The sequence below is a fragment of the Flavobacterium sp. RSP46 genome (genome assembly GCF_003984825.1).
Lineage (GTDB): Bacteria > Bacteroidota > Bacteroidia > Flavobacteriales > Flavobacteriaceae > Flavobacterium.
In genome coordinates, this window is sequence record NZ_RYDM01000002.1 from 355023 (window position 1) to 367968 (window position 12946).

11 protein-coding genes are annotated in these 12946 nt (G+C 37.3%); 6 read left to right on the forward strand and 5 right to left on the reverse strand.

The annotated features are described in order from the left end of the window. Nucleotides 1-21 precede the first annotated feature (21 nt). Together EKM01_RS05775 and EKM01_RS05780 are read left to right on the forward strand one after the other, a co-directional pair. On the forward strand, nucleotides 22-3192 hold the full coding sequence (locus tag EKM01_RS05775) for an efflux RND transporter permease subunit (protein ID WP_126767344.1): 3171 nt from the start codon (nucleotides 22-24) through the stop codon (nucleotides 3190-3192). Further along, nucleotides 3182-4594 carry an efflux transporter outer membrane subunit gene (locus EKM01_RS05780; protein WP_126767346.1) on the forward strand — a complete coding sequence of 471 codons (1413 nt, stop codon included), beginning with the start codon at nucleotides 3182-3184 and terminating at the stop codon, nucleotides 4592-4594. The genes EKM01_RS05775 and EKM01_RS05780 overlap by 11 nt, the downstream gene beginning before the upstream one ends. Before the next feature lie 114 nt (nucleotides 4595-4708). Here EKM01_RS05780 and EKM01_RS05785 read toward each other — a convergent pair whose 3' ends face one another. After that, a complete protein-coding gene (locus tag EKM01_RS05785; RefSeq protein WP_126459463.1) occupies nucleotides 4709-5035 on the reverse strand; it encodes a hypothetical protein in 327 nt (108 codons plus the stop codon). 359 nt (nucleotides 5036-5394) lie between these two features. On the opposite strand from EKM01_RS05785, the gene EKM01_RS05790 reads away from it, so the two are divergent. The 4 genes from EKM01_RS05790 (at nucleotide 5395) to EKM01_RS05805 (ending at nucleotide 10080) form a co-directional block, all read left to right on the forward strand. After that, entirely contained in the window at nucleotides 5395-5862 is a 468-nt protein-coding gene (locus EKM01_RS05790) for a (2Fe-2S)-binding protein (RefSeq protein ID WP_126459461.1), read from the forward strand. Between the two features lie 66 nt (nucleotides 5863-5928). Continuing rightward, entirely contained in the window at nucleotides 5929-6552 is a 624-nt protein-coding gene (locus EKM01_RS05795; protein ID WP_126553352.1) for a hypothetical protein, read from the forward strand. 41 nt (nucleotides 6553-6593) lie between these two features. Continuing rightward, entirely contained in the window at nucleotides 6594-8759 is a 2166-nt protein-coding gene (locus tag EKM01_RS05800) for a xanthine dehydrogenase family protein molybdopterin-binding subunit (protein ID WP_199749403.1), read from the forward strand. A gap of 181 nt (nucleotides 8760-8940) precedes the next feature. Then, the gene (locus EKM01_RS05805; protein WP_126767349.1) at nucleotides 8941-10080 is read left to right on the forward strand and encodes a cysteine desulfurase family protein; all 1140 of its coding nucleotides are present in this window, start codon (nucleotides 8941-8943) and stop codon (nucleotides 10078-10080) included. Nucleotides 10081-10126: 46 nt separating this feature from the next. Here EKM01_RS05805 and EKM01_RS05810 read toward each other — a convergent pair whose 3' ends face one another. The 4 genes from EKM01_RS05810 to EKM01_RS05825 form a co-directional block, all read right to left on the reverse strand. Beyond that, complete coding sequence (locus EKM01_RS05810) at nucleotides 10127-10567, reverse strand: molybdenum cofactor biosynthesis protein MoaE (protein ID WP_126451538.1); 441 nt, start codon at nucleotides 10565-10567, stop codon at nucleotides 10127-10129. Beyond that, nucleotides 10567-11673, reverse strand: coding sequence for a HesA/MoeB/ThiF family protein (locus EKM01_RS05815; protein WP_126767352.1), 1107 nt, complete (start codon nucleotides 11671-11673; stop codon nucleotides 10567-10569). The genes EKM01_RS05810 and EKM01_RS05815 overlap by 1 nt, the downstream gene beginning before the upstream one ends. Nucleotide 11674: 1 nt before the next feature. After that, a complete protein-coding gene (locus EKM01_RS05820; RefSeq protein ID WP_126767354.1) occupies nucleotides 11675-11902 on the reverse strand; it encodes a MoaD/ThiS family protein in 228 nt (75 codons plus the stop codon). A 285-nt stretch (nucleotides 11903-12187) separates the two neighbouring features. Beyond that, nucleotides 12188-12922 (reverse strand): sulfite exporter TauE/SafE family protein, encoded by a 735-nt coding sequence (locus EKM01_RS05825; protein WP_126451535.1) that lies wholly within the window; start codon nucleotides 12920-12922, stop codon nucleotides 12188-12190. Nucleotides 12923-12946 lie beyond the last annotated feature (24 nt).

Genomic DNA, 12946 nt, shown 5'->3' on the forward strand with positions numbered 1-12946 from the left:
TTATTGAATAAATAACAAAATATGTTTTCAAAATTCATTGACAGACCGGTATTGTCAACGGTGATCTCTATTATCATCGTAATTTTAGGAGTTTTAGGGTTAATCTCACTCCCTGTCTCACAATATCCAGAAATAGCGCCACCTACGGTAACCGTAGCAGCAAACTATCAAGGCGCCAGTGCCGAAGTTGTAATGAGCTCGGTAGTAATTCCATTAGAAGAACAAATCAACGGTGTTGAAGACATGACTTACATGACTTCTACATCAAATAATGACGGTTCAGCAGCTATTAATATTTACTTTAAATTAGGAACAAATCCAGATTTAGCAGCTGTGAATGTGCAAAATCGTGTTTCACGTGCTACACCTTTGTTGCCTCAAGAAGTTACAAGAGCCGGTGTAACAACTTCAAAGAGACAAAGCGACAATATTTTGATTTTATCTTTATACAGCGACAACCCGGATTATGATGATACTTTCCTTCAAAATTATGCTAACATCAATATTTTACCAAAAATAAAACGTGTAGCAGGAGTTGGAGAAGCAATGATTTTTGGACAAAAAGACTACTCGATGCGTATTTGGCTTAAGCCAGATGTAATGGGAGCTTATGGACTTGTTCCTTCGGATATTACAGCTTTATTGGCTGAGCAGAATATTGAAGCCGCTCCCGGTCAGTTAGGTGAAAGTAGTGACCAATCTTTTCAATATACATTAAAATACAAAGGGCGCCTGCAAGATGTAAAAGAGTTCGAAGAAATTATTATCCGTTCAACCCAAAACGGAGAAATCCTTAAATTAGGGGATGTTGCAAAAATTGAATTGGGGGCTGTAAATTACGCCAGTAATGCGTACACAAATGGAAACAAATCTATTGCAATTGCTATTGCACAAACTGCAGGATCTAATGCACAAGAAGTAATTGAAGGTTCTTTAAAAGTGTTAGATGAAGCGGAAGTAAATTTCCCGAAAGGGGTAAAATATGCCACCTTAATTAATGCAAATGACTTCTTAGAAGAATCTATCACTAAAGTGATCTATACTTTGATTGAAGCCTTTTTATTGGTTTTTATTGTGGTTTTTATCTTCTTACAAGACTGGAGATCTACCCTTATACCAGCAATATCCGTACCTGTTGCAATTGTAGGTACTTTCTTTTTCCTAAGTTTATTTGGCTTTACCATTAATTTATTAACTCTTTTTGCCTTAGTATTGGCCGTGGGAATTGTGGTCGATGATGCCATTGTAGTAGTTGAAGCCGTCCATGCCAAAATGGAAGCTGGGGAACATGATCCCAAAAAAGCAGCTCATAGTGCCATGCAAGATATTAGTAGTGCAATTATTTCTATTACACTTGTTATGTCAGCGGTATTTATTCCTGTTTCTTTTATTAGTGGTTCAGCTGGCGTTTTCTACAAGCAGTTTGGAATAACTTTGGCTGTTGCAATTGTATTATCAGCTATTAACGCCCTAACACTTTCTCCTGCTTTGTGTGCCATTTTCTTGAAAGAACACGATAAAAACTTAAAGAAAAAAGGTTTTGCAGAACGCTTTTATACGGCATTCAATGTTGGGTTTGAAACAACAACCGCTAAGTATAAAAGATCTGTTGAGTTTTTTATAAAACGTAAATGGTTGGCTTTTTTAGGAATTGCCATTTTTGCAGGGATTTTTATCTTATTATTAAATATTACGCCAAAGGCTTTTGTTCCGGGTGAGGATACAGGAGCAATTCTTTCTGACGTTTCTCTTCCGCCCGGCACTTCATTAGAAAGAACCGAGGAAGTATTATTGCAAATTGAAAATAAAGTAAAAGATATTCCTGAAATAAAAGAAGTACTTCGTATTTCAGGTCGTAGTTTAATAAGTGGTACAGGTAGTAATTACGGAATGGTAATTGTAAAATTAAAAACTTGGGCTGAACGTAAAGATGCGAATCAGGAAATAAATGCAGTAATAGCTGAATTGTTTAAGCGTACGGCTTCTGTTAAAGATGCAAAAGTCCTCTATTTTGCTCGCCCTACACTTGTTGGTTTTGGTTTTACCAATGGTTTTGAATTTCAATTACAAGATCAAAAAGGAGGAACAATTGAGGAGTTGGATGAAGTAAAAAGTAAATTTTTAGGAGCTTTAAATAGCCGTCCCGAAATCAAATATGCAACTACCTCTTTTTCTCCAAATTATCCGCAATACCGAATTGATTTGAATGTTGCTACCATAAAGAAATCAGGGTTAACTGTCACGGATGTTTTAGGCACTATGCAAGGATATTATGGTGGCGTTTATGCTTCTAATTTTAACAAATTTGGAAAACAATTTCGGGTGGTTTACCAATCTGAACCCGAATTTAGAAGTAATCCCGAATCGTTAAATCAAGTATTGGTAAGAAATAATACTGGTCAGATGGCTCCTATTTCACAATTTGTGACTTTAGTAAAAGTATTTGGCCCTCAGGCAATAGAACGTTTCAATTTATTCACTTCTGTAAAAGTCACAGGGGCTCCAAATGAAAGTTTCAGCTCAGGTGATGCCATTAAAGCAGTTGAAGAAGTGGCAAGTCAAACCTTACCTATTGGTTATGGTTATGAGTTTTCAGGAATGACTCGTGAGGAAATAAGTGCTGGCGGTCAAACATTGTATATTTTCCTATTGTGTTTGGTTTTTGTATATTTCTTGTTAGCCGCTCAATATGAGAGTTATATGTTGCCTTTTGCGGTATTAATTTCATTACCAATTGGTTTAGCAGGAGCATACTTATTTGCTTATTTTTTCAATGTGAGTGATAATATTTACCTACAAATAACACTTATTATGCTTATTGGATTACTCGCTAAGAACGCCATTTTAATCGTCGAGTTTTCTGTAGATTCCAGAAAAAAAGGAATGAGTATCACCCAAGCGGCTATTCATGGTGCAGTTGCTCGTTTACGTCCTATATTGATGACATCATTTGCATTTATTTTCGGATTATTGCCTTTGATGTTAGCTAAAGGAGCTGGAGCTGTTGGGAATAATGCTATTGGAACTGGAGCAATTGGCGGTATGTTAATAGGAACCATTTTTGGTATTTTTGTAATACCGGTATTGTTTATCGTTTTCCAAACCTTACAAGAAAAAATTTCTACAAAACCACTTCCGATAACAAATCAGGAAACTGATGTCGCACTTTTAAATAAAGAAAATGAAGAATAAGTTAATTAAAATAGCAGTAGTTGTTATAACCGCTACTGTAATGCAGTCGTGCTTTGTTGCTAAAAAATACGATAGGCCAGAATTAAAAACCGAAAATCTTTACAGAACTGAAGTTGTTTCAAATGATACCACTTCACTTGCTAATGTTGCTTGGGATGTCGTTTTTACCGATCCTCTTTTGCAAGGGTATATCAAAAAAGGGTTAAACAATAACCTGGATATCAGAATTGCAATGCAAAATATCCAAGCTGCCGAGGCTGCCATGCGACAGGGAAAAGCCGGGTATTTTCCAACACTTTCTGTAGGTGCCGACTGGACGCATCAAGAGCTTTCTAAAAACAGTCAATTAGGTGCCTTAATAAGTGGTGGTGGTGGTGCAACTAATGTAGATCAATACCTGTTTACAGGGAATCTTTCTTGGGAAGCAGACATTTGGGGAAAAATACGAAGCAACAAGCGCGCAGCAAATGCGGCCTATCTTCAAACTACAGCAGCGAATCAAGTGGTCAAAACACAATTAATTGCTACCCTTGCCGCAACCTATTATCAATTGCTTTCTGTTGACGCACAAATAAAATTAGCAGAACGAACCTTGATTAACAGAAATCAAAGTATTGAAACAATTGTAGCATTAAAGGCGGCAGGAAATGTTACCGAAGTTGGTGTGAAGCAAACCGAGGCGCAAAAATATGCTACCGAAATTATCCTTGCTGATTTAAAGAATAATAGTATCATTCTTGAAAACACGATGAGCATTCTTATGGGTGAAGCTTCTGCCAAAATTGAAAGAAGCACTTTTGAAACACAATCCTTACAACCAACCATTACACTTGGTGTACCCGCTACATTACTAAGAAACAGACCTGACGTGATTGCAGCAGAATACAACTTTATTTCGAGTTTTGAGCAAACCAATGTAGCTAAAAGTAATTTTTATCCAACGTTAAAACTTACTGCAACAGGTGGACTTCAGAGTATTGATTTGAAAGAATGGTTTAGTGCTAATTCCCTTTTTGCTAATATAATTACGGGGTTGACACAACCTATTTTTAACCAAAGACAGATTAAAACCAGATTTGAAATTGCAAAAGCAAATCAGGAAAAAGCCTATCTTCAGTTTGAGCAGTCTTTGTTGACCGCCGGAAAAGAAGTTTCGGATGCATTGGCACAATACAACAATGAAACCTACAAACTCACCGTGAGGGGAAAACAAGTAGCTGCATTGAATAAAGCCACTGATTATTCAGATGAATTATTGACGTACGGACTAGCGAATTATTTAGAAGTTTTAACTGTAAAAGACAATGCTTTGAATGCAGAATTAAGCTTGATAGACAATAAATTCCAACAATACAAAGCCATAATTCAATTGTACAGAGCCCTTGGTGGGGGCTGGCAATAAAGATTTACTTGACTAATTAGAATTGATTCCTGTTAGTTCCAGAACCACTGTTTATTGTATAAGCAGTGGTTTTGTCTTTTAATTCGGATTCCAATATTTAAGTAGTGGACTTTCTCAGTGAAAGAGTAAAGTATAAAAAAATACAAACCCAAACGTAAGAAGCGTAATTAATACGAATCCAAAGAACATATTTCTTTGGGACTCAATTACTGGTTTGTTGTCTTTATATAAACTCATTACCACTCCGTTAGCACCATATCCCAAAATAAATTTGCACGCTACTTCTTGATCGTTTTCAATTATTTTAAAATGATGTGTTCCTCCTGCTATGGAACGTTTCTCTGAAACTATTTTTCCGTTTAATAGTATAGTTTCTTTTGCCATAAAAGAATTAAAAACTTCTATCTTATTGTCTCCAAGAGTGATTGTTGTAAACTTCATTATTCAATTTGCTTTAGTATTTAATTACGTCCTTTCAAAGTATTATAAATCTCTGTTGTTAGGTAAAAGTATATAATTATTGAAGCAATAAACAGGACTGCACATTTAAATCAGAATTTTAAGGAATAAAACCATAATATAAACCTCAAAAATGTACTTATTATCTCATTGTCAGATGCAACCCCTATTTTTACAATAGTAAAAGTGAGTTGAGAATCATAATACAGTATTTACTTTTCGTTAAATTTAGTGTTAATATTAGAAAACCTTTATTTTTTTTAGTAAGTTTAAACATTAGATATTTTTTTACCTATTTTCAGGAAACTGTCTATTGATCTTTAATCTAATTTCAAGTACTTATGATAACATTAAACGTAAATAATAAAACCTATCAAGTTGATGTAAGTCCGGACATGCCTCTACTATGGGTAGTAAGGGACACACTGGGCCTGACTGGAACAAAATTTGGTTGTGGTGTTGCACAGTGCGGAGCATGCGTGTTGCATCTTGATGGAGAAGCAGTTCGATCCTGCGTAACTAAAGTCAGCAGGGCCGAAGGAAAAAAAATAACCACAATTGAAGGCTTGTCTTTACATAATGACCACCCAGCGCAACTGGCATGGAATGAAATGGATGTACCCCAATGCGGATACTGCCATTCCGGCCAAATCATGTCAGCTGCAGTGTTATTGAGAGAAAATCCAAAACCGACTGATAAGGATATTGATGACGCGATGTCAGGAAATATTTGTCGATGCGGAACCTATCCTCGTGTAAGAAAAGCCATTCATTTAGCCGCACAATTACAAGAAAAAGATAAAAGATAAAAGATACTTCAATATACTAAATCAACTTTTTATAGGATATTCCTCTCTTAAAATAATCAATTTACTATGGCTTCATTCCAAAAAAATAAAACGGCTGTTATTCTCTTTTTTTTGCTCGTTAGTGTAGTTGCATTGGGCTGGACACTAAAACCGGAGAATGAAAGTGAATATATAAATATTAATCCTACTGTAATCATCAAGGACAGCATTGCCTCTGTAAAAGCATTCCAAAAGGTTTATAAAGTTTTAATGAGTCCCCGTTGCGTGAACTGCCACCCTATTGGTGACGTTCCTTTACAAGGAGAAGACAGTCATTTACATGTCATGGCTCCTAAACGCGGTATTGACGGAAGAGGATTATATGCCATGAAATGTACAAATTGCCACCAAACTAAAAATACACCTGGATTACATACGCCACCAGGAAATTCAGACTGGCACTTGCCACCTGCTGATATGAAAATGGTTTTTGAAGGCAGAACAGCTCACCAGCTGGCAAAACAATTAATGGATCCATCTAAAAACGGACATATGGATATTAATAAACTCAAAAAACATGCTGATGATGCTTTTGTTCTTGCAGGATGGAATCCGGGCGAAGGGCGTAGCCTACCGCCACTGACCCATGCAGAGTTTAAAAAAGAATGGCTGACATGGCTAAATAACGGTGCATATGCTCCCGCCAAATAATTTCTAAACCAGAGTATTGTAAAATAAATAATTTCTAAAGTATGATGGATTCAAAAAACAATTTAGTAAATACAAGACGAAGCTTTCTCAAACTTACTGGTTTGGGTGGGGCTGCTCTTTGTATGGGGTTTTATTTACCCGGCGATACAGTTCCAACTTTAATAAAACCATCCGATTTAACAGCAGCTGATATTGAAATGTGTGCCTGGATACTCATCAATACCTCCGGAAAAGTAACCATAGTGAGTCACCGTGCAGAAATGGGTCAGGGTGCCTATCATTCCATTCCGCAAATTATAGCCGAAGAACTAGAAGTAAATTTAAAAGATATAGACGTAGTATTTGCCCAAGGAAATGAAAAAAAATACGGAAACCAGATTACTGGTGGTAGCTCAACCATAAGATCCGCGTACAAAAAATTACTAAAATTGAGCGCCACGGCACGTGAAATGCTGATTGCCGCAGCTGCGCTCCAATGGAAAGTATCCGTTGACGATTGCTATGCCGAAGCAGGACATGTTATTCACAGGCCTTCTGGCAAAAAGAAACACTATGGAGAACTGGCAACCCAAGCTTCAAAATTAGAAGCTCCTCAAAATCCTAAACTCAAAAAAATATCCGAATATAAGCTTATCCGCCAGCCATTACACCGTTTGGATACGCCCATGAAAACAAATGGGACTGCAATTTTCGGCCTAGATAAAAAGATTCCAGGCATGCTCTATGCAGCCGTAGAACGAAATCCAAGACTTCGTGGAACTGTAAAAAGCTTCGACGATTCCGTGGCAAAAAAAATACCAGGGGTAAAACAGATTTTTGTGGTAAAAATGGTGGTGCACAATACCATTCGCGAAGGAGTCGCCGTTGTGGCTGATTCGACTTGGGCAGCGATGCAGGGAAAAAAGGCTTTAGTAGTAGAATGGAATGATGCAGGATTTGAACATGTAAACAGTCCCGAAATATTCAAACGCCAGGAAGAATTTATAAAAACGAAGGAAGGATTGCCTCTTAAATCTCAAGGTGATCCTACTGCAATCATAGAAAAATCAAATAAGAAACTGGATGTAATCTACCAGACCCCGTACCAATCGCATAGCTGTATGGAACCGCTGAATTGTATTGCCAATTTCCAAGGAGATACTGTAGAAATTTGGGGTCCGATTCAAGCACCTGGATGGGTTCAGGATTTTATAAGCACCCAAATGGGAATTGCAAAAGAAAAGGTAATTGTAAATATGACTTTCCTCGGTGGTGGTTTTGGAAGAAAAGCCTTTACCGATTATCCTCATGAAGCGGTATTGATTTCAAAAGAAATTGGAGCTCCGGTTCAGGTAGTTTGGACACGAGAGGATGACCTTAAGCAGGGCCCTTACCGACCAGGAATCTCTTATCGTTGTGAAGGTGTAGTAAAAGGCGGAAAAATTGAAGCGCTTAAATTTAGAATGGCAGGCCAAAATAACGACCACTGGAGTGGAGGAAAAAAAGACGTTCCCAATGATAGCACCAGCGAAGGATTCCTTGAACCCTATTATGCGAGTATCAAAAATTTAAGCATTTCAGATGTTCCCTTTGAAACACCACTACCAACAATGTGGTGGCGTTCAGTGTATGCTTCTACAAACGGATTTGCGTTTGAAAGTTTTATGGACGAAATGGCTGCAGAAGCGGGCGCGGATCCGCTGGATTTTAGAAGAGCTCATCTACAGGATGAAAGATGCCAAAAACTAATTGACAAAATGGAAGAAGTCTCCGGCTGGAAAAAAAGAAGTAAAAATGAAGGCTATGGTGTAGCCATCACTGAATGTTTCAAATCAACGGTAGGACACATTGTAAAAGTTTCAAAAAATGCCTCTGGAGGTGTAAAAATAGATAATGTTTGGGCCGTCATAGATTGTGGCTGGTATGTAAATCCGGATATTATTCGCGCGCAGGTTGAAGGTTCCATCGTCATGGGTCTGGGTGCGGCAACAATACATGAAATAACATTTAAGGATGGTATAGTAGAACAAAATAATTTTTATGATTACCCAATGCCTCGTATTACGGATATTCCACAAATAGAAGTGTATATTATAGACAATGAAGAAGATGCAGGCGGAGTTGGAGAACCCGGTCTTCCTCCTTTTGCACCAGCGTTGACAAATGCCATTTTTGACCTGACAGGCAAAAGAATACGAAAATTACCGTTTAGTCTGGCAACGGTATAATGCCCTATTTTTTTAGCCAGAATCGTTAAAACTTCAAAATGATTCTGGCTAAATTTTCTACCTTTGAAGGTGATGGCAATTACAAGCTCTTTTTTAATTCCTATGCTCCGCAAAAGCAGATTCTTAAAAACTCACAAAAGAACTAAATAAGCATAAAACCTACTTTACAACACTAGTTTAAATGTCACTTATCCAAGAAAAAATCTATTTAGATAATAATGCAACAACGCGTATTGACGATCGGGTGCTTGATGCCATGCTTCCCTATTTCACTAATTTTTATGCCAATGCAAACAGTAGCCACCTGGCTGGATTAACGGTGAAAGAAGCAGTCGAACAGGCCAGATGGCAAACAGCGGAACTAATTCAAGCAAAACCAAACGACATTATTTTTACCTCAGGTGCAACAGAAGCAATAAATCTTGCAATCAAAGGACTTGCAAACGAAAAACGCAAACATATTGTTACTGTAATTACAGAGCACGAAGCCGTTTTGGATACTTGCCTTCACCTAGAAACCATCGGATACAAAGTCAGCTATTTAGGCGTCAATAAGGATGGTATTTTAGACCTAGACCTTCTTACAGCAGCCGTGACCGAAGAAACTGCACTAGTAATTGTCATGATGGCAAATAACGAAACGGGGACACTCCAGGATATTAAAAAAATCGGGGAAATTGCTAAATCTAAAGAAGCCTATTTCCTGTGCGATGCCACTCAGGCTATAGGAAAAATTCCAATTAATGTCGTTGATTTGGGCATTGACCTTCTGTCTCTTTCTGCACATAAATTTTATGGACCAAAAGGCATCGGTGCATTATTTGTTTCCAAAAAAATAAAAGCAAAATTAACGGGTCAAATCACTGGAGGTGGTCAGCAAAACAGCAAACGAAGTGGTACTTTAAATGTTCCGGGAATCATCGGACTTGGCAAAGCCTGCGAAATTGCAAGCTTAGAAATGGAAAAGGACAGAGATAGGATAACAATAATGCGAGACTTACTTGAAAGGGAACTATTGAAAATACCCGCATCTTTTGTCAATGGTTCGCAAACAAATCGTCTTTACAATACGACCAATATTTGCTTTCCTGGCGTGAATTCTGAAAATCTTATTCTTGCTTTGCAAAATATTTCCGTTTCTAATGGTTCGGCCTGTTCGGCTGTTACATCAGAACCTTCACATGTCTTGAAAGCATTGGGTCTTACAAATGAAAATGCCTTATCTTCGATCCGATTTAGCTTAGGAAAATTCACCACTTTAGCAGAAATTGAATTGACAATTGCTACCGTTTCCGAATTAACACGGCTATTAAAGTCATAAAATAGTATGTTCTAAATCGGATTTAATCCAAGTACGAAAATTAAATTCAGCTATTTATTTTCCACTGATGGGATTGGTCATTAAAAATTTCTTTTCCCCAAATCTGAAGTTCTGCTTTCACGCGTTCTACAATTTCATTACAGGCTTCCATGGCAATGTTTCTGTGCTTAGAAGAAGTGAAAACAAACAGGCATATTTCACCCGCATTGACCACCCCAAGACTGTGATGCACATGCATACAGCTTAACTCATATTTAGAAAATAGCTCTTCCCTGATTTCCTGCATTTTTTCTAACGCCATCGCTTCATAAGCACTATATTCAATAGCTTTCACTGTTTTGCCATCAACAACATCTTCCCGAATCTGACCCAGGAAAATACTGTGCGCTCCAATATCTTTTTTAGTCGCATGTTTTGCAATGCTATCTGCTATAAATAATGGAGGAATAGCTCCTTCAATGAAAATATTTTTGATTTTTTTGATCATTATTTAAGTTCTTTTAATGCATTGATGCCGTCTTTTAAGTGGCTTATTTTTTTGGTAGTTCCAAATTTTTCTAATAAAAGTGCCCCTGCTATCAAGCTACGTTTTCCACTTTGGCAGAATAATAGAATCGTACGTTCACTAATTTCTGGAATTTTTTCACTCAGCCCGGATAAGGGAAGAGCACAATATTTGAAATCAGCTTTTGGAAGCTCGTCCTTTTCCCGGACATCAATTACAATAGTATCGTTATTGGAAACTTGGTCTAAAAAATCAATAACAGAAAGGGTTTCAATTTCGGTACTTGCGAGTCCGCAGAGCAAGTTATATTCTGTGGCTTCGAATGTTATTTCATCTTTTGGTATCAAATCAGAAACGGAAACTTCCATATTAATTTCAATGACATACAGTTCATAATTAAGCAAACTGAATGTAAGGAGTCTATTAACCAATACCTCCCCTATTCCTGTAAGTAATTTAATCACCTCCCCAGCCTGCATCAACCCGATGATCCCGGGTAAAACGCCTAAAACACCCGCTTCATTACAATTTTGAACTTCATCCGGTTTTGGAGGTTTAGGAAACAAATGGCGGTAGTTCGTCTTGTTCTTCTTTTCATCTTCAATATTAAAAACAGCCACTTGCCCTTCATATTGATAAATAGCACCAAAAACCAAAGGCTTCTCTAACAAGACACAGGCATCGTTTATCAAATAGCGGGATGCAAAATTATCAGTGCAATCCACTATAATATCATAGGCACGGATGAGTTTTATTGCATTTTTAGAACTAAGTGCAATGGCATAGCCCGTAATACTAATTTCAGGATTGAGGCTTAGTAGTCTTTTGCATGCAATTGTGGCTTTGTCTTTACCAATGTCATCCGTCGTGTATAAAACCTGTCGTTGCAGGTTGCTTAAGGATATGATATCATGATCTACAATGCCAATGGTACCAATCCCAGAGGCAACAAGATACTGCAAGACGGGACATCCCAAACCACCCGCTCCTATCACAAGCACCTTGGCTTTCTCCAGTTTTTGCTGTCCTTTAGTTCCAAAATCTTGAAGTGAATAATGGCGGGAATATCGGGCGTTATAATTTTCCATATTATCCTCCTGAATAAGGTGGCATAAGTGCTACCGTATCATTTTGACCAAATAAAACATTTGTTCCTGCTAATTTCATGTTGACTGCTACCGCATATTTACGATCCGACAATTCTGGAAAAAGGTGCTCTAAAGCTTCTTTCATAGACACGATGTCAGTAGCGTGCAGGCAAATTTCTTTTCCCATAATCGCTGCAATCGAACCAAATGCTATAATTTTAATTTTCATATGTAGATAATATTTGCAAAGCCTTATTTTTCATGATTTTTTCAAATACGGGCGTTTGGGGAAATTACAATAAATCTATCTTTATCCAAAACATCTTAATGCAAAATTCCGCTAAACGTTCTGAATATTTTTTTAATTACGCGTTGTGATTCTGAATTATCAAACATTTATGAGCCATAAATCATCATTAATACTAGTGTCTAAATTTAAGCAAAATTAATTTTAAAAATCCTATATCTATACTTAAACCTATTAAGAATATAATTACTCCTAATTTACATATAACTAAGCTTTTGAAAACACTAATTTATAGGAAGCCAACAGCAAAACTACAGCCAGTACATATTTCAGAATAGTAGCATTAAATTTCTTAGAACCTAAATAAGCACCCAAAAATCCTCCGACCAAAGCTACACCAACAAACAGAGCCATATCTCCCGTGAATGTAATACCTCGTGTGAGCATACCACCTAGCCCCGCTAGAGAATTCACAAATATGAATGCCGCACTTATGGCCGCAGTCTGTTTTTGATTGGTCCATTGCAACAGTAATAAAAGGGGTGAAAGCAAAATACCTCCTCCAATACCAATCATTCCCGACAGCAAGCCCACGATTCCTCCACTAATAATTGCTACGGAAACAGTATGGGGCCTCAATTGACAATCTTCTACATTTTTGAAAAAGAAAAAACGAAGAATAGGAAAAAGCAATAACACTCCCAAAATTCGCTTGTAAACCGTTTCTTCAACGGTAATCATTCCGCCAATAAAGGCCATGGGAATCGACATTGCTGCAATTGGAATAAATATTTTCTTTGAGAAAAACCCACCGCGATAATAGTGTGAAAAAGAAGTTATAGAAACGAAAAGATTGAGCACTAAAGCAGTCGGTTTCATTTCTTCAGGAGCAATACCATAAAGTGCCATTAGCGCCAGATAGCCACTGGCACCACCATGACCGACCGAAGCATATAAGAAAGCAACAAAAAAAAGAATTATGTAAAATACTTCTATAGACATTCATTTAATGAGTTAGGGATAAAT